The 22,078-nt window shown below is 38.7% G+C and carries 17 protein-coding genes; 5 read left to right on the top strand and 12 right to left on the bottom strand.

Features of this window, described 5'->3' with window-relative positions; genetic code table 11:
* Positions 1–64: 64 nt before the first annotated feature.
* Positions 65–1,057 (top strand): NAD(P)H-quinone oxidoreductase, encoded by a 993-nt coding sequence (locus BFG52_RS04635; protein WP_067553138.1) that lies wholly within the window; start codon positions 65–67, stop codon positions 1,055–1,057.
* A gap of 100 nt (positions 1,058–1,157) precedes the next feature.
* Here the strand turns inward: BFG52_RS04635 and BFG52_RS04640 are convergent, their stop codons facing one another.
* On the bottom strand, positions 1,158–2,183 hold the full coding sequence (locus BFG52_RS04640; RefSeq protein WP_067553140.1) for a zinc-binding alcohol dehydrogenase family protein: 1,026 nt from the start codon (positions 2,181–2,183) through the stop codon (positions 1,158–1,160).
* Positions 2,184–2,328: 145 nt separating this feature from the next.
* Between BFG52_RS04640 and BFG52_RS04645 the strand changes: the two genes are divergently transcribed.
* On the top strand, positions 2,329–2,838 hold the full coding sequence (locus BFG52_RS04645) for a hypothetical protein (protein ID WP_067553142.1): 510 nt from the start codon (positions 2,329–2,331) through the stop codon (positions 2,836–2,838).
* Positions 2,839–3,099: 261 nt separating this feature from the next.
* On the opposite strand, the gene BFG52_RS04650 is transcribed toward BFG52_RS04645, so the two are convergent.
* From BFG52_RS04650 to BFG52_RS04660, 3 genes are all read right to left on the bottom strand, one after another.
* Positions 3,100–4,437 carry a CitMHS family transporter gene (locus tag BFG52_RS04650; RefSeq protein ID WP_067553143.1) on the bottom strand — a complete coding sequence of 446 codons (1,338 nt, stop codon included), beginning with the start codon at positions 4,435–4,437 and terminating at the stop codon, positions 3,100–3,102.
* A gap of 380 nt (positions 4,438–4,817) precedes the next feature.
* The gene (locus BFG52_RS04655) at positions 4,818–6,152 is read right to left on the bottom strand and encodes a hemolysin family protein (RefSeq protein WP_067553145.1); all 1,335 of its coding nucleotides are present in this window, start codon (positions 6,150–6,152) and stop codon (positions 4,818–4,820) included.
* A gap of 286 nt (positions 6,153–6,438) precedes the next feature.
* The gene (locus tag BFG52_RS04660) at positions 6,439–7,440 is read right to left on the bottom strand and encodes a LysR family transcriptional regulator (RefSeq protein ID WP_067553147.1); all 1,002 of its coding nucleotides are present in this window, start codon (positions 7,438–7,440) and stop codon (positions 6,439–6,441) included.
* Between the two features lie 538 nt (positions 7,441–7,978).
* On the opposite strand from BFG52_RS04660, the gene BFG52_RS04665 reads away from it, so the two are divergent.
* Positions 7,979–9,580, top strand: a complete 1,602-nt coding sequence (locus BFG52_RS04665) for an isocitrate lyase (RefSeq protein WP_067553149.1) — start codon at positions 7,979–7,981, stop codon at positions 9,578–9,580.
* A 133-nt stretch (positions 9,581–9,713) separates the two neighbouring features.
* Here the strand turns inward: BFG52_RS04665 and BFG52_RS04670 are convergent, their stop codons facing one another.
* The 5 genes from BFG52_RS04670 to trpS all read right to left on the bottom strand — a co-directional run bounded on the left by BFG52_RS04670 (position 9,714) and on the right by trpS (position 14,805).
* The gene (locus BFG52_RS04670) at positions 9,714–10,229 is read right to left on the bottom strand and encodes a copper resistance protein NlpE (RefSeq protein ID WP_067553151.1); all 516 of its coding nucleotides are present in this window, start codon (positions 10,227–10,229) and stop codon (positions 9,714–9,716) included.
* A gap of 225 nt (positions 10,230–10,454) precedes the next feature.
* On the bottom strand, positions 10,455–10,577 hold the full coding sequence (gene ykgO / locus BFG52_RS16575; protein WP_071890089.1) for a type B 50S ribosomal protein L36: 123 nt from the start codon (positions 10,575–10,577) through the stop codon (positions 10,455–10,457).
* A 141-nt stretch (positions 10,578–10,718) separates the two neighbouring features.
* Positions 10,719–12,443 carry a flotillin family protein gene (locus tag BFG52_RS04675; RefSeq protein WP_067553153.1) on the bottom strand — a complete coding sequence of 575 codons (1,725 nt, stop codon included), beginning with the start codon at positions 12,441–12,443 and terminating at the stop codon, positions 10,719–10,721.
* Positions 12,440–13,111, bottom strand: coding sequence for a YqiJ family protein (locus BFG52_RS04680; RefSeq protein ID WP_067553155.1), 672 nt, complete (start codon positions 13,109–13,111; stop codon positions 12,440–12,442). Before BFG52_RS04680 ends, BFG52_RS04675 begins: the two co-directional genes overlap by 4 nt.
* Before the next feature lie 680 nt (positions 13,112–13,791).
* Positions 13,792–14,805 carry a tryptophan--tRNA ligase gene (trpS, locus tag BFG52_RS04685; RefSeq protein WP_067553157.1) on the bottom strand — a complete coding sequence of 338 codons (1,014 nt, stop codon included), beginning with the start codon at positions 14,803–14,805 and terminating at the stop codon, positions 13,792–13,794.
* Positions 14,806–15,404: 599 nt separating this feature from the next.
* Between trpS and BFG52_RS04695 the strand changes: the two genes are divergently transcribed.
* Complete coding sequence (locus tag BFG52_RS04695; RefSeq protein ID WP_067553161.1) at positions 15,405–16,904, top strand: cation:proton antiporter; 1,500 nt, start codon at positions 15,405–15,407, stop codon at positions 16,902–16,904.
* A 45-nt stretch (positions 16,905–16,949) separates the two neighbouring features.
* On the top strand, positions 16,950–17,285 hold the full coding sequence (locus BFG52_RS04700) for an MGMT family protein (protein ID WP_067553163.1): 336 nt from the start codon (positions 16,950–16,952) through the stop codon (positions 17,283–17,285).
* Between the two features lie 146 nt (positions 17,286–17,431).
* On the opposite strand, the gene BFG52_RS04705 is transcribed toward BFG52_RS04700, so the two are convergent.
* The 3 genes from BFG52_RS04705 to carB form a co-directional block, all read right to left on the bottom strand.
* Complete coding sequence (locus BFG52_RS04705) at positions 17,432–17,872, bottom strand: universal stress protein (protein WP_067553165.1); 441 nt, start codon at positions 17,870–17,872, stop codon at positions 17,432–17,434.
* 412 nt (positions 17,873–18,284) lie between these two features.
* Complete coding sequence (gene greA, locus BFG52_RS04710; protein ID WP_067553167.1) at positions 18,285–18,761, bottom strand: transcription elongation factor GreA; 477 nt, start codon at positions 18,759–18,761, stop codon at positions 18,285–18,287.
* An 83-nt stretch (positions 18,762–18,844) separates the two neighbouring features.
* Positions 18,845–22,078, bottom strand: a complete 3,234-nt coding sequence (gene carB, locus BFG52_RS04715; protein ID WP_067553169.1) for a carbamoyl-phosphate synthase large subunit — start codon at positions 22,076–22,078, stop codon at positions 18,845–18,847.

Raw genomic sequence — 22,078 nt, forward strand, 5'->3', positions numbered from 1 at the left:
TCGATCATCAAGCTATACATATCAATCCAGCAAATAAGCCGATAGACCAAACAAGGAATGATCTATGAGTATTGAGCATATGCAGCATATTGTGATTAGTGAAGCAGGCGGAGCAGAAGTTTTGCTTTATGAAAATACAGCTATTCCACAGCCTGCTGCGGATGAAGTGCTGATTAAAGTACATGCTTTTGGCATTAATCGACCCGATATTTTACAGCGCCAAGGGCTTTATCCTATGCCTGCTGGTGTGACGGCGGTTCCAGGTTTGGAAGTCGCTGGTGTTGTTGCTGCTTGTGGTCATGCCGTGACGCAGTTTCAGCCCGGACAACGGGTTTTTGCATTGACCAATGGGGGCGGTTATGCGCAATATTGTGTTGTTCCAGCAAGTCAATGTTTGGCGACACCCGATCAATTAACAGATGTGCAAGCTGCTGCCATACCTGAAACATTCTTTACGGTATGGGCTAACCTGTTTGATATGGGAGCAGCAAAAGCGGGCGAAACGGTTCTAATACATGGTGGGGCAAGTGGTATTGGCACCACGGCATTGTTATTGTGTCAGGCTTTTGGAATTCGTAGTTTTGCGACGGTAGGGTCCGATGCTAAAGTACAAGCCCTCTCTACGCTAACGACAGCGATCAATTATAAAACACAAGATTTTGAGGCTGAAATCCTGGCAGCAACGCAGCAAGCGGGTGTTGATGTGATTTTAGATATGGTTGGTGCGCCGTATTTGGCTGCCAATTTAAAATTATTACGGCGTGATGGACGTTTGGTTTATATTGCCTTTTTAGGCGGTGCCAAGGCTGCACAAGTGAGTTTAGGTGCGATTATGATGAAACGCCTAACCATTACGGGTTCCACCATGCGTGCGCGCAACAGTGCGGAAAAAGCTTTGATTGCACAGCAGTTGCAACAGCATGTTGTACCACTTTGGCAGCAAGGACAGTGCTTACCGATGATTCACCAATGTTTTGATTTTGATCAGATCCAACAAGCACATCAAGCGCTAGAGCAAGGCGATCATATCGGCAAAGTCGTTGTGCGTATTCACTAACAATATAGTGTTTATGCAGAATAGTGCTTATACAGATCAAAATATCCGAGTATTGCATGCTCGGATATTTTAAAATGTTGATCATCATCTTGATGATGCGTTATGTTTCATCTTCTGTAAAACCTTCTAATACAATCTTGCCAATACTTTTACCTGTTTCAATGAGTTGGTGTGCTTGGCAAATATGTGTCACATTAATCGCGCCTAAATGCTGTTGAATGGTACTTTGGATCTGACCTTTATCGAGAAGTTGCGCCATTTGATGCAGAATTTCACCTTGTAAATCCATATCCTCGGTCTGATAGACACTGCGGCTAAACATTGATTCCCAATGTATTGCAACAGATTTGGCTTTAAACTTTAAGATATCAAAATGTTGTGGATCATCAATCAGTCCAATATGTCCTTGTGGGGCAATGAGCTGTACGATTTCATCAAAATGTTGATCTATGCCATTAATTGAAAAGATATATTGTGGCAAGGGCAGTCCGAGTGTTTGATATTGCTGCACCAAATCTTGACTATGATCAAGCACATAATCACTGCCTAAATCATATAGCCATTGTTGTGATTCAGGACGAGATGCTGTAGCAATAACAGTGAGTTGGGTGCGTGCTTTGAGCAGTTGCACCGCCAATGATCCAACACCCCCAGCTGCGCCAATCAGCAAAATCGTGGCTTTGGTACTGCTAAGAGGGTTGATTCTAAGTCGATCGAAAAGCATTTCCCAAGCTGTAATTGCAGTCAATGGAATGGCTGCTGCTTCTGCTAAGGTTAGGCTTTGTGGTTTGGTTGCGGCTATACGTTGATCTACCAATTGATATTGTGCATAGCTGCCATCACGGTTAATGGTACCTGCATAATATACCCAGTCGCCAACTTCAAAATTAAAGACTTTATCACCGACAGCTTTGACTTGACCAACCGCATCACGACCCAGTATCTGCCATTGTTCATTATCGGCTGAGGTGCGTTGACGAACTTTAATATCAATAGGGTTGACTGAAATCGCATGGACTTCGACCAATAAGTCATGACCTGTGGCGTGTGGAGTGTCTCGTTCAATACAATGAAATTCAGGTTGCTGATTATTTGTATATGGCTTTTTATAAGCGATTGCTTTCATTATTTTCCCTTTAAGATCATAACAATGGGGCAGTTTATTCTGAATATATCAACATATAAACACCAACCGCTTAGACTAGCAATTTTATTTCAGTTATTTTATGCGACAATAGTCCATTCTAATGCATCAACTGATGAGTATATTCATGCAAGATCAAAGCACGTCCACCTTAAGCGATATTGAAATAGTCGATTTATTAACTGCGATGAAACAGGATCAATTGGATCTCGAAGCGCAAGAGCTTATTCGTGGTAGTAGTAAGGCTGGACGGCAAGAGGCTTTTAAACAAGCTCTATTGGTATTAAATCAAAGCTTTGAAGAAAAATTTTTAGAGGCTGTTGCCATCGCCTTGCAGCTTAATAGCACGCAATTAAAAAAAGTACGTTATAAAAAAGACCGTATTCGTATTTTGAAAGCGAAAAATATCGATTATTTAAAAATTGATGGCGCAGAAACCGCACAAGTTTTAGCGCAAATTGCACAAGCAATTAATTTCGAAGATGCTGTTGTCACACATGATTTGCATAATATCTTTCCATTTTGGAAAGAAGGTTGGCCAATGGTGCAATTTGATAATGCTTATAAAATCTTGCAAGAAGATATTCAAATACATTATCAGGCATTATTAGATACTTTATTAATGCGTCATCCTTAAGAATGCATGAGCCATTCATGAGGCAATATTGTTTAATGCATTATTGTATTGTTTGAGTGGTCTAATACGTCGTCACAGCACACTGTAACTTAGTCTTGATCTTGAAGCAGCTTAGACATAATTTTTTATCGAGCAGCTTTTTCTCAACCAATAGCTTTCAATAAAACAACCGCAGAATAATGATATCCAGCGGTTGTTTGAAAGTCTTATCACAATTCATCTTATATCTTTATATGAACAGATCAAAAGATATCAAGCATGTTATGACACCGAATACAATGGAATCATACCAAAGATTAGCGCTGCAAATAGCATCACAATACAGGTTAAGCTCGCCCATTTTAGGGTGAATTTCTGATGATCTCCCATTTCAATGGCAGCAAGACCGCATAATAAATAAGTCGAAGGAACCAAAGGTGAAAGTAAATGTACTGGCTGACCAATTAAAGATGCACGTGCCATTTGTTCAGCACTAATACCATAATGACTTGCTGTATCTGCCAGTATTGGTAATACGCCAAAATAAAATGCATCATTCGACATAAAGAATGTTAGTGGCATACTGAGTAATGCCGTGATGGGGGCTAAATAAGGTCCCATTTGTGTCGGAATAAGTGTAATAAGATTATCTGACATGGCATCAATCATACCAGTACCGTCTAAAATACCGGTAAATACACCCGCAGCAAAGATAATGCCCACCACAGATAAGGCATTACCAGCGTGGTGTGCAATCAGTTTCTTCTGTAGGTCAATATCACGATAATTAATCACCAAGGCAAGGCAGAGCGCGATCATAAACAGTACGGCTAAAGGTAATACGCCGAGCATGAGTGTTATCATCAAAACAACCGTTAAACCTGCATTGAGCCAGCGTAAATGCGCGCGTTGTGCATTTGGATAATTTGATATTTGAATATCATCTCCATGACTGACATCAAGTTCAATAATCCCTAAACGTTTGCGTTCAAAACGACCATACATATACGCTACTAATAAAATCCAAGCAATGGCAAATAACATGGCCGGAATCATGGGAACAAAAACATCGCTGGGATCTATTTTTAATGCACTGGCTGCACGTGCAGTTGGTCCGCCCCAAGGGGTAATATTCATAATGCCGCTACAAATCATCATTAAGCACGCCATAATCAATGGACTCATCCCTAAACGACGATACAGCGGCAGCATGGCGGCAACACAGATCATATAGGTTGTTGAGCCATCGCCATCTAGGGAAACGATAAGACTCAATACAACTGTGCCAAGAGTGACTTTGAGCGGATCTCCTTTAACCTGCCTTAAAATCCATTTTACGCTTGGATCAAATAGTCCTGTATCAATCATGATTGCAAAATATAAGATGGCAAATAATAACATCACACCTGTCGGTGCCAGTTTCTTAATACCCTCTAACATCATCTGACCAATACCATCGAGTTGAATATGATTCAAACTTTCAAAATAAAAGCCTAGACCATGGGCAATCAGTGCAAATAAAATGGGGATAATGATGAGTGCGATCATTGCGCTTAAGCGTTTGCTCATGATGAGGTACATGAAGCAACAGATCATTGCGATTCCTAAAGTAGTAAGCATTGTCATTCCTTTGATTTTTAGAGTGTATAGGCAGTTTGCTTAACACGACTCTAAATTGTGTCTATGTGATTAATGATCTTTTGTTGTTGTAAAAGTTACGTTATGCATTTTAAAGATTATTAAGAAAAATTAAATAAAAATATTATGATGTGATATTAAAAGCCATGCACATAGAAAATATATATATATATCAGCATCTTATGCTTGTGTTTTTGTGCAGGTAATGCTGTGTTTAAAAAAAATGACTTATATTTAGCCTATATAAGGCACAGAATGGGCGAGTAAGATAGTCTTTTAAATTATTTTAAGTGGCGAGAGGGAAGCGTAGAGCAAGCATGCAGCTTGCTCATTTTTAAAAATAACTAAATAGTATTTGTGGGTTAAGACTCTTTTTCTTGCTGTTGTTCAATTTCTTCATCTGCTTGTTTAATTAAGCGTGTGACCAACAGTTGATCAATTCGATAATGATCGACATCAACGACCTCAAATTTATAATCCCCAAAAATGACAATATCTGCGGGACGTGGAATCTTACGCAGTTTATACATCATAAAACCAGCCAAAGTTTCATAATTTTCATCATCTGGCATTTCATCAATTTCTAAGGCGTGTTGTAAGTCTTCAATCGGCGTACTGCCTTCGATTAACCATGAGTTAGCATCACGTTGAATAATCTGCTGCTCTTCTTCAATAGGTGTTACCCAATCACCCATGACCGTAATCATAATATCAGATAGGGTAATCACCCCAACGACCAGAGCATATTCATTAATCACAACAGCAAATTTTTCTTTGGTGGTGCGAAAACGATCTAGCACTTCAGATAAGGTCAAGGTATCGGGGATGGTTAAAACATTACGTATCGTTGATTCATTAAGTTGATTAATTTTTTGGTTATTTAAAATACGAACCAAAATATCTTTGGCATCAACATAACCGATCACTTGATCAATTTGCTCATTACATACTAAAAACTTTGAAAAGGGGAATTCAGCCAATTTTTGCCGAATACTTTCTTCAGACTCATTTAGGGTAAAATACACCACATTCTCACGTGTGGTCATACTAGAAGGTACATTACGTTCTTCAAGTTCAAAAACATTTTCAATAAAATGATGTTCTTGTTTTTGTAATACCCCAGATTGCGCACCATCATTCATGATGGCTGAAATATCATCGAAGGTTAAACTTTCATCACGACGTGTATCTACTTTAAATAATCTAAAAATTGCATTGGCAATTAAGTTAATAATCCAAGCCAGCGGTTTACAAACACGAATAAACACTAATATTGGATTCACTACAGCAATGGCAAGTTTTTCGGGCATGATCATGGCCAAGCGTTTGGGCATAAGATCTGCAAATAAAATAAATAATGTGGTTACACATAAGAAAGATAGACCAAATCCGATTGAATCTGCCCATGGTCCTTGATAGAAATAATCAACAGCCTCATAGAAATAAGGTCGTAATGAGGACTCCCCAACAATCCCCCCTAAAATCGCTACGGCATTTACACCGATTTGCGTTGCGGCAAAAAAATATGCTGAATTTTCTTGTAATTGAATAACTTTGTTGGCGCGGTCATCGCCCTGTTCTGCAAGTAATTTAAGTTTGACTTTACGAGATCCAGCAATTGCGATTTCAGATAAGGAAAGAAAAAATGAACTCGACACCAGAAATAGCAGTATTAAAATGCTTTGGAAAATATCCATACCTCACCTGTCTCTTTAAAATCATGCTTTACAACGATGTACGATAGTACAGACCACCAGTTGCTACATTCACCAATCTATTTCATTTAATTTTGCTTGGTCAGTAGTAAATATATGATTCTATTGAGTATAAATAGTTTTGATACCATGTAGTATAATTTCTTCATTTTAAAGAAATTTCTGTTTGATTATCGCATAATACAATGAAGATATAAAATAATTTATCGAGGCTTGATCTGCCTATTGCAAAGTTTAGATCAAGCCAGCATAGATTTTTATAAATGGATCAATAAAAAGCATGTGGAGGTTGTGAATTACTATTATTTAATAGATATTCACGTTGTTCTTCTTCAATCATTTGTCGTGCGACATATAAGATCAATTGGCGTAACCAACGATGGGCAGGATGATGATGTAATAAAGGGCACCATGCCATTTTAAGTTCAAACTCTGGAATATAAAATGGTGGATCTTTAATCATCAGATTACTATTTTTAGCTTGAAGCCGAGCAATACGTGAGGGCAGTGTTGCAATTAAGTCAACATTGGCTGCCAATAATGCTGGCATTTGATAATGTCGCGTAAACACAGAAATTTTACGTTTTTGACCAATACGATCCAAAGCTTGATCAATCCAGCCTAAACCTGCTTGTTTTTCAGGATTTACCCCAAAACCAACGCCCATGCCTGTTTTAGATACCCAAATATGTTGTGCATCTAAATAACTTTTCAGATTAAGGTTGTTACTAGCAGGATGTTTGTTATTTAAAATACATGAAAAGCTATCGCGCCATACCAATACTTGGTGAAAACTTTGTGGTATTTCATTAAAACGGTTAATGGCAAGATCAACTTTACCTTGCTCCATATCACGATATGACACATCGCTGGGCGTAAGAAAATCAAGTACAACATTGGGTGCTTCTGAACGTAAGGCTTTGATTAAGCGAGGTACAAGCGTAGCTTCAGCATAATCAGAGGTCATGATCCTAAATACACGGTTACTGGTATAAGGACGGAACTCTGTTCTAGGTTCCAAAATCATTGATAAATCAGACAATGCATCGCGAATTCGAGGCTGCAATTCCAGTGCCCGTTCAGTCGGGGTCATCCCTTCTGATGAGCGAATAAGTAGAGGATCATTAAATAAATTACGTAAACGGCGTAAAATATTACTCATAGCGGGTTGGGTGACCCCCAACTGCTCCGCAGCACGTGTTACGTTTTTTTCTCTCAATAAAACATCTAAGTAAATTAAAAGATTAAGATCGACCCGCTCCAGATTCATAAAATAAATACCGAAAATAAAATCCTGAAATCATTTTGAATTATGCCATAATTTATGCGTTTTTGCTCAAAGCTGCTTAAAAAAATTATTCAATAGGATGAAAGTTTCTGTTGATAAGGGGTTGAGCATTTTATTTAAAGCAATTTAGAGTCGTTTTTGGTAAAAAGTAGACCACAGTATTGCTGAATTAATCACCAAAAAAAAGTTGTTATCTTGATTTTATTAAAAGTCATTCAGACTAAGGTCTAATCCCTCTAAAATAGGTTTTGCTTAATAAATAAGCAGTTTTATGTCATTTTTATTAAAAATAAATTTTTATAAAACAATGGAGTATCTTTGTTAATCCTAACTATAATACGACTTTTATCTATACATTTTTAAAATAAATAGTGAAGATTAGCCTAGGATATTGGATTAATTTCCGCGCTGACACTAAGCTGTGTTCATACCAATGCGGTGTGTTAAATCTAAGCAAATAACTTACTAAAGATTTACCCCATCTATTGATGCAATCCTAAATTATATAAAGGGAAATATCATGGCTAATTATCAAACAGCGATTGATGCAATCCGCGAATTAAAAGCGAAATTTGGCAATACTTGGGCGGACATTAGCGCAGAAGACGCTGCACGTATGCAATTGCAAAACCGTTTCAAAACGGGTTTAGACATTGCTAAATACACCGCTGCAATTATGCGTCGTGATATGGCTGAATATGATGCTGACTCAAGCCAATATACCCAATCATTAGGCTGCTGGCATGGTTTCATTGCACAACAAAAGATGATTGCCAACAAAAAATACTTTGGTACAACCAATAAACGTTATATCTATCTATCAGGCTGGATGGTTGCTGCGCTTCGTTCAGAATTTGGTCCACTACCAGACCAATCTATGCATGAAAAAACTTCTGTTCCTGCATTAATTGAAGAAATCTACACTTTCTTACGTCAAGCTGATGCCAAAGAATTAAATGATTTATTCCGCGCATTGAAAAAAGCTCAAGATGCTGGCGATGAAGCACAAGTTAAAGCGATTACAGATAAAATCGATAACTTTGAAACACATGTTGTACCAATTATTGCAGATATCGATGCTGGTTTTGGTAATGAAGAAGCGACTTATTTACTTGCTAAGAAAATGATTGAAGCAGGTGCATGTGCACTGCAAATCGAAAACCAAGTATCTGATGCAAAACAATGTGGTCACCAAGCTGGTAAAGTAACTGTACCGCATGAAGACTTTATTGCTAAGATCCATGCACTACGTTATGCCTTCTTAGAAATGGGTCTAGATGATGGTATCATCGTGGCACGTACTGACTCTGAAGGTGCGGATTTAACTCAAAAAATCCCAGTTGTGAAAGAGCCAGGTGATATTGCTTCTAAATATATCAGCTATTTAGATACGACTGAAATTGATATCTCAGAAGCGAAAGAAGATGAGATTCTGATTAAACGTGATGGTAAATTACACCGTCCTAAACGTTTGGCATCTGGTTTATATCAATTCCGTGAAGGTACACAAATTGATCGCGTAGTACTTGACTGTATTACCAGTTTACAAAACGGTGCAGATCTACTTTGGATCGAAACAGCTACACCAAACGTAGATGAAATTGCACACATGGTGAACCGTGTGAAAGAAGTTGTTCCAAATGCGAAGCTTGTTTATAACAACAGCCCATCATTTAACTGGACACTCAACTTCCGTCAACAAGCTTATGACCGTTTTGTTGCTGAAGGTCGTGACGTATCTGCGTATGACCGTGCTAAATTAATGAGCGCAGAGTATGACGATACCGAATTAGCGAAAGAAGCAGATGAGAAAGTACGTACATTCCAAGCAGATGCATCGCGTGAAGCGGGTGTATTCCATCACTTGATTACATTACCGACTTACCATACTGCTGCATTGTCTACACATGAGTTAGCGCAAGGTTACTTTGGTAATGAAGGAATGCTTGCTTATGTTGCTGGCGTACAACGTAAAGAAATTCGTGGCACGATCGCATGTGTTAAGCACCAAGCGATGGCTGGTTCAGACATCGGTGACGATCACAAAGAAATCTTTGCTGGCGACAATGCATTGAAAGCTGGTGATGACAGTAAAAACACCATGAACCAATTCTCTAACTAAGTTTAGATTGGATTAAAAATAACCCGCTCTTTTGAGCGGGTTATTTTTACGAAAAGATTTAGCAGAAAATAATCATTGGCAATAAATAATCGCTTGCCAGTAATATATTTCAAATAATGGCTTAGAAGAATAATTAATTCTGTTTTTGTAACACGTATAGCTCAGCCATACTTCCTTCTATTTTTTTACCATCGCTATCTAATGCATATAAAGCATTTTCAGCCACAAAATATTGACGATCAGCACCAGTTTTATCTAATTGAATAACGGTACCAGCTTTATCAAAGTTAAATTTACCTTGAGTTTTAAATGCTTTATCGTCTTTACCCAGATAAGTTTCTGACATTTCATAACGTTGATCAGGGTAGAGAGTCAGTTCTGTAGCGATACCACTACAGTCTGCACAAGGTAATTGGGCGATATATTTACCATCCCAATCTAGACTCGTTTGTGCATTATCACCAGTGGCCACAACGTGAGAAGCCGTAGTTGTGACAAGCTCACTGGCGCTGCTTTGAATTGCTTGGCTAGCAACAACAGTAGATACAGCCGCAGAGCTTTCTTGTTGTTGTGAATTAGATTGTTGTGAATTGGAGCAAGCCAAAAGCATGAATGAACAGAGGGGGAGACAAAGTAAGGTCTTTTTCATGGTTTTCCTAAATCTTTTGATAAAAAGTGATTTATATCACAAATTATTAACCTTACTTCAGAAATACAAAAGAAAAGCCGAGCTTATTGTTTGAGATTTATCCTTTTAGCTATCATTTTGATTTATAAATTTAAAAGCACATAATATTTTGTGCTCATCTTGTCGCAGTACGCAGATACAATTCAAAGCGTTGCTGTATATGCGTACTAGATCTGCGAGGTTTTCCTAACCTTGGCGCGCTTTAAAACGTGGATTACTTTTGCAGATGACATATAGGCGACCTCTGCGCTTGACGATTTGACAATCGGCACGTTTCTTTGCACTTTTTAGCGATGAACAAACTTTCATAATATTGCAATACCTTAATGCTAATTAATGTAATGTTATATTATAACAATAATACTTATTTAGCCAAGTTTTTTATTGATAGATAAATAAAAAAAGCTGCCATCAGAGAGGGCAGCTTTAAGTCAACATGACTTAATGAGGTTATTCAGATATTTTGGGGGCAGGCGTAGTTGTATTGTGTAGAGATTGCGTCATACCATTAATATCACCGCCTTTAATACCTAACTCATTCATTAAGCTATCAATTAAAGGAGCTTGTGAGCGATAACGTAATGCGCTATTAACCACTTGGTCTGATAAAGCTACATTTTGTTGATCAGTAGAATCTGAGTGGTTGCTTGCTACGCCAGCACCATTGAGCCCATTGACTTGCAAGATCTTAATGTCATCAATATTTTCCATGGGTTTGACACTTTCACGAATAATTTCTGGTAAGTTTTTAATTAAAGCCAAACGAACTTGCATATCGATTTGTTCAAGCGACAAAATATTATTGGCTTCGTTGACTGCACGGGTACCTTCTGCATCAACTTGATATTGTCTATTTTGTGCTTCGGCCAAGAGAATTTTGGCATCAGCTTCACCTTTGGCTTGTAAGCGCAGTTTTTCTGCTTCAGCTTCTGCACTAATGCGAATAGATTCAGCATCATCAACCGCAGCTTTTTTGCTGGCTTCTGCGGCTACAGTAATCGCAATAGCATCTTTCTCAGCAGCCTGTTTTGCAGCAACCAATTCTACAGCTTTTTCACGTTCAGCACGCTGTGTCTCACGAACGGTCATAACTTCTTCTTCTGCCTGTACCGCTTGAGCACGTGCGCGATCTGCTTGGGCTTTTGCTTCAGATTCGGCACGGGACTTTTCTGCAATGGCAATTGCACGATCTTGTTCAGCCAATTCAATGGTTTTCTTTTGCTCAACTTGCGCTTTTTGTACGAGTTGTTGCTTCAAAATATTTTCATTTTCAACGTCACGTGCAGACACAATACGTTTTAACTCAACTTCACGGTTTGCAGCAATTTGAGCTTCTTCAGCTTCACGTTTTTTAGCTGCCTCTTGGGTTGCAATTTCGGCAAGTTGTTCAGCACGACGAATGGAAATTTCTCGTTCTTGTTGTAATTTCGCGTATTCTTCTTCACGTAAAATTTGTAGGCGAGCTTGTTCTGTTTCAAGGTTTTTAGCTTTTATGGCAAGATCTGCATCTTGTTCAATATCATTACGTTTTTTACGGCGATCTTCAATGGTTTCGGTTAATTTAGTTAAACCTTCTGCGTCAAAGGCATTTTGAGGATTGAAGTATTCAAAACTGGTTTGATCCAAACCCGTTAAAGAAACTGTTTCAAGTTCTAGACCATTTTTAAATAAGTCCTCTGAAACGACTTGCTGTACTTTTTGTACGAAATCAACGCGTTTTTCATGTAATTCTTCCATCGCCATTTCAGCGGCTACTGCGCGTAAAGAGTCAACGAATTTACCTTCTACTAAATTCTTCAGCTCTTGTGGTGACATGGTTTTTTTACCAAGAGTCTGTGCTGCGGTCGCGATAGATTCTGCTGTTGGCTTTACGCGAACATAAAATTCAGCCATGACATCAACACGCATACGATCCCGTGTAATCAGGGCTTGATCTGCAGCACGTTTTACTTCGAGGCGTAATGTATTCATATTGACAGGAATCACTTCGTGTAAAACGGGGAGTACAATTGCACCACCATCGAGAATCACTTTTTCACCACCGAAACCTGTTCGTACAAAAGATACTTCTTTACTAGATCTTTTGTATAAACGGGCAATGATAATTCCAATCACAACCAATGCTGTGAGGATAATGCCTGCTAGCGTTAAAATTTCATATAAGGATGAGTTCATATCTCTGCTCTTTGTTCAATAAAAGTTGTTGCTTTAAAGCCTATTGTGGTTTTTTCAGTTAGAATAACTTGCTGTCCCATTTTAAGAGTAATATCTTGTTGGGGTTCAACCAAAACATAATGAGTTAAACCATGTTGATCTTTGACTTTTGCTTGCGCTGGATAATTTATCTTGGCTTCACCTAAAATAATCAGTGCTGTACGTCCGATCAATTCTTCACTGTGAATTGCAGTGGTTTCATCTTGTGGAAGTATTTTTGCAATAAATTTTGAACTATAACGAACCAATGGCATCGCTAGAAATAAGCATAATGGGCTAATCAGCCATGCCGATAGATAGCTGCCAAAAATTTTAAATAGAATAATTTGTGTAATAAAACCAGTCAGTGAATACACCGTTAAAAAGATAATAAACCAAACCAGAATGGGGATGCGTCCTAGATAAAGCCAATCTAAAGTCTTTATCCATAGACCATCGTGATGATCACTAAAATTAAGTTCAGGATGCTTCACATCAAGGAGCTGTTCTGGAAGAAATTGATCTAAAAAACCTTGTGCACTAGCCCCTACTAGCATCAGAATCAGTTCTGTAATGCCCAATAACAGCATTAATGCCAAGCTAATACTAAATATGATATTAGATGGCGAATTAAATAATTCCCATAGCATGTTTTTTCTCTATTAGATTGTTTTAAAAGGTATAATCTCGTAGATTGAGCATGGTGCGATCTAAGCATCTATCGTGAATAGATGGAAAATACTGCTATGAAATATAACAATATAAGCACTTTCTATGTTTATATCACATAAACTCCATAAATATGAGATTTATAAGGCTGAGTTATCAAATTTTTTGATTATTTCTTGAGAAATAAATAAGCGATATTACCTACAGCGCTCATCTATTCTACAGCGGGCAAATCTATTATTGCTTTTAAAATAGTTTTTATTAAGTTCTATTAAATACTTGGTTTTAAAACATGCATGTATCATGCTAGCACTGGTCTCAATATAAGAGGATAACAGTGGAGATAAAGCAATATTTTAAAAGAAATAAGACACGAATTTTGGACAAAAAAATACGCAATGATTGGGGTGATCATTGCGTAGAACAACGAATCTGCTTGCACAGCTTCGGTAAAGAGTTAGGCTTTAGGTCAGTGTTGCACCGTATTCCTTGATTGCTAATATAGCGATATGATTAAGATCATTCATTGTGTTTAAAGTAATAGTGTGTAAGTAAGAGTTAAACTGTGTTTAACAATCACTAATCCGATTTCAAAATGTAAAGCTAAATAATTCGCTAGAATTAGCATGTCGATCCATTTGAAATGGGCGCTTAAAAAATTTTAAAAATGAAACACACCTAAACCATGTTTGACTTCATCTAAAGTTTGTTGAGTGATATCACGACATTTGGCTGTACCAGTTTGTAAAATATCCATAATATAATCAGGATCTTTGGCAAGTTCTATGCGGCGTTCACGGATAGGAGCAATCAAATCTTTTAATACACCTTCTAAGCGTTTTTTTACCGTACCATCACCTAATCCACCACGGCGATAATGCTCTTTCAATGCCGCTACTTCTTCTTTATTTGGATCGAAGGCATCGAGATAAGTAAATACAATATTGCCTTCTACTTGACCTGGATCTTCAATGCGTAAATGATTTGGATCGGTGTACATGGCATTGACAGCTTTTTTAATATCTTTATCAGATGCATCTAACACGATGGTATTGCCAAGCGACTTAGACATTTTTGCCTTACCATCAAAACCGGGCAAGCGACTCATATTGGATAATAAAGCTTTACATTCAGGGAGAAGGTCATGACCAATTTGTCGGTTTACACGGCGGACCACTTCATTGGTTTGTTCAATCATTGGGATCTGATCTTCGCCAACAGGAACAATCGTGGCTTTAAATGCTGTAATATCGGCAGCTTGTGCTATGGGGTAACATAAAAAGCCAGCAGGAATGTCGCGTTCAAAACCACGTAATTGAATTTCAGCTTTAATGGTTGGATTACGTTCTAATCTTGAGACGGTGACAAAGTTGAGATACAACATGGTCAGTTCATTTAATGCCGGTAAGCATGACTGTACACAGATTGTAGTTTTTGCTGGATCAATACCAACGGCTAAATAATCTGTGGCCACCTCAATAATATTGCGACGCACTTTTTCAAAATTATCGGCATTGTCTGTTAACGCTTGTGCATCAGCAAGTAATAAATGCTGGTGATGGCTATCTTGTAAACCGACACGCGAGCGTAGAGACCCTACAAAATGACCTAAATGTAATTGGCCCGTTGGGCGATCGCCGGTTAGAATAATAGGGCGGGAATCTTGAGTACTCATGTTGTTCCAACTTTTAAAATCAAAATAAAGTCTAGATCATCATAGCAATAGAGATATATTCAATATAAAAGTTGCATTGTCACGATGTCTAAATCGTAAATCATGGCAAATGTTTGAAAGACTTATTGCAACTTTAAAACAGCATCTTGCGGTCAATGAGTATATCTATTTGCTGCTAACTATCCGAACGATTAACGAATAGGGCACATTGTACGGGATTCTTTTTTTTAATGTCAGCAACATTTCTGAATATCTTAAAAATTTTGTATTTTGCTGCGCAGCCGTATTTTGAATAAACTTATCGTTTGGATCATTGCTTGTAGCCCTTGCTGAGATGGGAACTTTACTTGGTTTATTGTTCAGGCAACTGTCTATAGATTTGTTCATGAAAAGAAAAATGTACATAAAATTTATATCAGTAAAGTTGTTACTTTTGTTAAAATCAATCACCAATTCAATTGAGTTATCCATATTTACTGGACATCTGATCTTTCCGTCGTTTTATACTTTTAGGTCGTTTTATCTTTATATTATATAAAGTGTGTTGAGTATGGCGGCTCATTGAAATCAATTTTTAATCAAAATAAATAAGGTTGTGCATGGGCAATTATTTTTTTCTACAAATCCTTACCGTGATCTTTGCATTATCGATTGCCACGACCATCTTTAATAAACGAATACTCGGTTTTCCACAAGCGATTGGTGTTCCCATTGTTTCTGCAATTTTAGTTTTTATATTACAGTGGGGGGCAAGTTTATTACACGGAAATCAGTTCGTTACTGTAAACATTCATAATATTGAAGAAGCTGTTCGCAAAATTGATTTTTATGATTTCTTAGTCAATGGTGTGATTTGTTTTATCCTGACGTCATCAGCTTTAAAATTCAAAGTATCTGATCTAAGGCTTTATTGGAAGCCCATCGGCATATTAGCCACCATTGCTTTGGTACTCTGTGCCGTATTCTTTGGTGGGATTTTATATGGTTTCCAATATTTGATTGGTAATCCAGTTCCTATTTTAATTTTATTGTTATTGGGATCAGCACTTGGTGCTACAGACCCTATTGGCGTAAAAGGGGTATTAAGTTCTGTTCGCGCGCCGCATCACTTAATTGTAAAATTAGAAGGTGAGTCTTTATTTAACGATGCTGTCTGTATTGCCGTATTTATGACTTTACTCAATGTTCTAGAAGGCGAACATTTTAGTTTATTGTCAACTTTACAGAACTTACTCTATGAAATTGTTGTTGCAGTTATCATCGGTTGGGCTTTTGGTTTAGCAATCCTACGCTTATTACGTGGTAAGCACGAAATGGAATCACTTATTTTAACCACAGCCTTGTTGGCATGTGGTTCTTATTTGGTTGCATTATTTGCACATGCTTCTGCACCGATTGCTTGTGTGATCGGTGGTTTAATTGTTGGAAACAAATGGAAAGAAATTTTAGAACAACGAGAAATACAAGAAGTTAATCATTTCTGGCATACCGTGGAAGGGATTATCAATTCTTTCTTATTTACTTTGATCGGTCTAGAAATGTTTATTTTAGATTTGAGTAGTAGTTTGATCTTAGGTGGTATATTTGCCTTTATTACCTTACATTTATCACGTTTTGCAGCCAACTTCTTATCCTTTGCTTTCTTTCCGCGCTTTAAGCATAAAAGCTATAACGGTAGTTTGGTGATTTTATCTTGGGGTGGTGTGCGTGGTGGTATTTCTTTAGCCTTGATTTTGGCTGTTGCCAATATTCCAGAGCTGAGACCATATAGCAGTATTTTAATTGGTTATACTTTTATTAGTGTGCTTTTATCAGGCGTGGTGTGTGGTTTGGGCTTACCAGCAGTTATGAATGCTTTTTATTATAATCCACACGAAGAGAAGAAGGGCTTTAAGGGGTGGTATCAACGTTTATGTCATCGCTTAAATAAAAAAGGTTTTAAATACATCGTGGGTGAGGATATGTATGGTAATGAGACGATCACCATTTATAATCCAGAAGCTATTGTTGATCAAAAATCTGAGGATGGTGTAGCAACAGTACATCGCCCTGATAAGGCAGATGAACTAAAACGTTTAGAGAACCCAGAAAACTTCTAAGATTTGTGCTGCTGTATATGGATGAATATAACTATGGATGTAACTATGGCAAGGTCATCAGATACTACAGCAAAATATAATGAGCTCGCGCAGTTAATTTTAGCAGTTGTGGCGACTATTCCGGCAGGTAAGGTCGCCAGTTATGGGCAAGTTGCTGCATTGGCAGGGCTACCAAAGCATGCACGTTTAGTTGGGCGTGTATTGGGAAATCTTGCTGCAGATAGTGATATGCCTTGGCATCGTGTTATTAATGCACAAGGTAAAATATCTGTGCAGCATTGTGATATATACGGGCAAAATATCCAAGCACAAAAGCTATGTGCAGAAGATGTTATTGTTCAGAATAATCGTGTTAATTTGGCTCGATATCAAATGGGGTAATAAACATTATTTAAGTGCTGTATGTCTGGATTAAGCATAAGCTGGGTTTGAACTATTATTGATCTGGCTTTGTTTATTGATCGGACTTTATTATTTCTTGATCTAAATAGAATCCCCATAAGTATACTTACGGGGATTTTTTAAAATTATTGCTTCACAACAAGGAACGGTACTTTTAGGAGGCTAATTAGACTTTGTGCAACACTACCTAAAATTAGTTTTTTGATACCAGAGCGACCATGGGAGCTGAGAATAACCAGACCTTGGTCTAATTGGTTAGCAAAATCAGCAATGGTTTCGGCAATGTTTTCACCTTCTAAAACTTTGATTTCGACCTCTACACCTTGTTCAGCAAATTTTTGTTTGGCTGTTTCAAGATTACTGCTAATGCTGGTTTTAGCACGTTCAATATATTGGTTACTTTGCCCTAAAGCTAAATAGTCTACAGCGAGATAAGGATCTAAAGTCATGACCTGAATAACGGTCACTTTACTCTGAAATGCCTTAGCAACATCAACCGCATGTTGTATGACTGCTAATGCAGTTTCAGAGCCATCGATAGGAACTAAAATGTTTTGATAAGCCATATTTTTCTACTCCTAAATCATTGTGGATGTTCATAGATACAACATGAACTGGTGCTAAAGTTATACTGTTTGTTAAGACCTTCTCTTTAGATCATATCCGCAATTTACATAAAAGAAAACCCAGTAAATCCATAAGGATAAATAAATAATGCTTTGTGCTTACAGCAAGTATTTTGTCACAAAATGACCGTGACTATGCTTAATAAGACGGGCAGAGATTTTGCCCTAAACCTTGTGCTATTGAGGATATAAAAAATTTGAAATTTGAATTGTAGTTATTTTAAAAATTTAAAGTTTATATGTGGCTGTTTGAAAATATGAGGTCGTTGTTGGGAAGAAAATGAGGACAAATGATTATAATTTTAAAAAGGCAGCTCGTTATTTCGATCTGCCTTTTTTAAAGTTCTAGTGCCTATAGATATTGAACACTAACTACTTCATATTCTACTTCACCTTGAGGTGTGGTAATTTTGGCTTCATCACCCTCATATTTACCCAATAACCCACGTGCGATAGGTGAGTTGACTGAGATTTTGTTGATTTTAAAATCGGCTTCATCATCACCAACGATTTTATAGGTCTTTTGTTCTTCAGTTTCTAAGTTTTCAATGGTTACGGTTACACCAAATACCACACGACCAGTTTGCTCTAGCTCATGGATATCAATAACTTGTGCAGCACCCAATTTCCCTTCAATATCCTGAATACGCCCTTCACAAAAACCTTGTTGCTCACGTGCCGCATGGTATTCAGCATTTTCTTTGAGATCGCCATGTTCACGCGCTTCTGCAATGGCTTGCGTGATACGGGGACGATCTACTGATTTTAACTGTTGTAATTCTTTCTCTAAGGCGGCTTTGCCTTCAGGGGTCATAGGATAACGTTGCATGTTGTCCCTCACGTCAAAAAATAAGGTTTAAAAAAATAAAAAATCCCGCCACCGATCAAGTGGCGGGATTGATCGGTAACGAATTAACCTACGCTATGTAAATCTTGTAAGCGATAAACATCCATAGGAAGTTGGATTGCAAGTGCTTGACAGACAGCTTCTGCACCATTGAGCGTGGTGGTGTAATAAACCTTCGCTTGTAGGGCAGAACGACGAATATCAAATGAATCTTCAAGCGCTTGTTTGCCTTCAGTCGTATTGATAATGAGGTGAATTTCGCCATTTTTCAAGCGATCCACAATATTTGGACGACCTTCGGTCACTTTGTTCACACGTTGACATGCAATACCAGCTGCTTCAATAACACTATGTGTACCACCAGTTGCGATTAATTTAAAGCCGTAGTCTACCAATTGTTGTGCAATTGCTGCGACACGATGCTTGTCAGAATCACGAACTGAAAGGAAAGCGTGTTTGATCTCACCTTCAGTTGGTTTGCCAGGTAAACGATCATTAGAACCAAGCACAGCTTTATAGAAGGCTTCGCCGAATGATTGACCAACGCCCATCACTTCCCCTGTAGACTTCATTTCAGGTCCAAGAATTGGGTCTACACCTGGGAATTTGTTGAACGGGAATACAGCTTCTTTGACAGCAAAGTGGGTTGGAATAATTTCTTTGGTAAAGCCTTGATCTACCAAGGATTGCCCAGCCATACAGCGTGCAGCGACTTTCGCCAAAGACTCACCTATACACTTAGAAACAAAGGGCACCGTACGTGATGCACGTGGGTTGACCTCTAGAATGTAAATGTCTTCACCTTTCACGGCAAACTGAACGTTCATTAAACCGATCACACCAAGTTCTTTCGCCATGGCTACGGTTTGACGGCGCATTTCGTCTTGGATGGGTGCTGAGAGTGAATAGGGTGGAATAGAGCAAGCAGAGTCACCAGAGTGTACGCCTGCTTGTTCGATGTGTTGCATGATACCGCCAATCACCACATCTTTACCGTCAGACACACAGTCCACATCTACTTCGATTGCATCATCAAGGAAGCGATCAAGCAGTACTGGTGCTTCGTTCGATGCTTGTACCGCTTCACGTAGATAACGTTTCAACTCATCTTCGTTGTAAACGATTTCCATTGCGCGACCACCTAATACATAAGACGGACGTACCACCAACGGATAACCAACTTTGGCTGCTTCTACAATGCCTTCATCAGTAGATTTGACAATACTGTTGTTGGGTTGACGTAGATTGAGACGTTGAATCATTTGTTGGAAACGCTCACGGTCTTCTGCACGGTCGATGGCATCCGGTGAAGTACCAATAATCGGTGCGCCTGCTTCTTCTAAAGCACGTGCCAATTTCAGTGGTGTTTGCCCACCATATTGCACAATAATGCCTTTAGGTTTTTCACTGCGGACGATTTCGAGTACATCTTCTAAGGTAATCGGTTCGAAGTACAGACGATCGGATGTGTCATAATCGGTAGAAACAGTTTCAGGGTTACAGTTCACCATGATGGTTTCATAGCCGTCATCACGCATAGCGAGTGCTGCATGTACACAACAGTAATCGAACTCAATCCCTTGACCAATACGGTTTGGACCACCACCAATGACCATGATTTTGTCTTTGTTGGATGGGTTCGCTTCGCATTCTTCATCGTAGGTCGAATACATATATGCTGTATCGGATTCGAACTCAGCTGCACAGGTATCGACACGTTTATAGACTGGATAGACTGCTAAATTCCAACGATGCTTACGGAATTGTTTCTGTGAAATGCCCATCAGGTTGGCGATGCGAAGATCAGACAAGCCTTTACGTTTGAAAGAGCGAATGTTTTCTGCTGTCAAATCACCAAAACCTAAGTTTTTGATTTGTTCTTCAGTTTGAATGAGATCTTGAATTTGAATGAGGAACCAGCGGTCAATGTTGGTTGCTGCAAAGACGTCATCTAAACTGAAGCCGTGACGGAAGGCATCGGCGATATACCAAATACGTTCAGGACCTGGGACTTTTAATTCCACCATGATCTTGTCTTTGATATTTTTGCTTTGTGGGTCGATTTTTTCATCAAAACCACAAACACCTACTTCTAAACCACGTAATGCTTTGTGTAGTGACTCTTGGAAATTACGACCAATTGCCATGACTTCACCAACAGACTTCATTTGCGTGGTTAACGTTGCATCGGCTTGTGGGAATTTCTCGAAGTTAAAACGAGGAATTTTGGTCACAACGTAGTCGATAGACGGCTCAAAGGATGCAGGGGTAACACCACCGGTAATATCATTTTTAAGTTCGTCTAGGGTATAACCAACCGCTAGTTTTGCTGCAACTTTAGCAATCGGGAAGCCTGTTGCTTTCGATGCCAAAGCAGATGAACGTGATACACGTGGGTTCATCTCAATGACGACCATGCGACCTGTTTTTGGACAAATACCAAACTGAACGTTAGAACCGCCCGTTTCCACACCAATTTCACGCAGTACCGCTAAAGAAGCATTACGCATTAATTGATATTCTTTGTCTGTAAGCGTTTGCGCTGGTGCTACCGTAATGGAGTCACCGGTATGCACACCCATTGGATCAAAGTTTTCAATAGAGCAGACGATAATACAATTGTCTTTTTTGTCGCGGACCACTTCCATTTCATACTCTTTCCAGCCGATGAGTGACTCATCGATTAAGAGCTGATGCGTTGGAGAGAGGTCGAAACCACGTTCACAAATTTCCAAGAATTCTTCGCGGTTATAGGCGATACCACCGCCAGATCCACCCATAGTAAATGATGGGCGAATAATCACAGGGAAACCAAAACGTGCTTGAATTTCTAAAGCTTGTTCGATGTTTTCAGCAACAGCTGCGCGTGGACACTCCAAACCAATTTTACGCATGGCTTGGTCAAACAATTTACGATCTTCAGCTTTTTCAATGGCTTCTTTCGATGCCCCGATTAGTTCTACATTGTATTTCGCTAAAATGCCGTGCTCGTCTAGCGCTAAAGCGCAGTTTAAAGCGGTTTGACCACCCATGGTTGGAAGCACTGCATCTGGGCGTTCTTTTTCAATAATTTGTGCAACGGTCTGCCAGGTAATCGGTTCGATATACGTCGCGTCTGCCATTGCTGGGTCGGTCATGATGGTCGCTGGGTTAGAGTTGACCAAAATCACGCGATAACCTTCTTCACGTAATGCTTTACAGGCTTGTGCACCAGAGTAATCGAACTCACAAGCTTGACCGATAACAATCGGACCGGCACCAATAATCAAGATGCTCTTAATATCCGTACGTTTAGGCAT

The sequence above is a fragment of the Acinetobacter larvae genome (genome assembly GCF_001704115.1).
GTDB classification, from domain to species: Bacteria; Pseudomonadota; Gammaproteobacteria; order Pseudomonadales; family Moraxellaceae; genus Acinetobacter; species Acinetobacter larvae.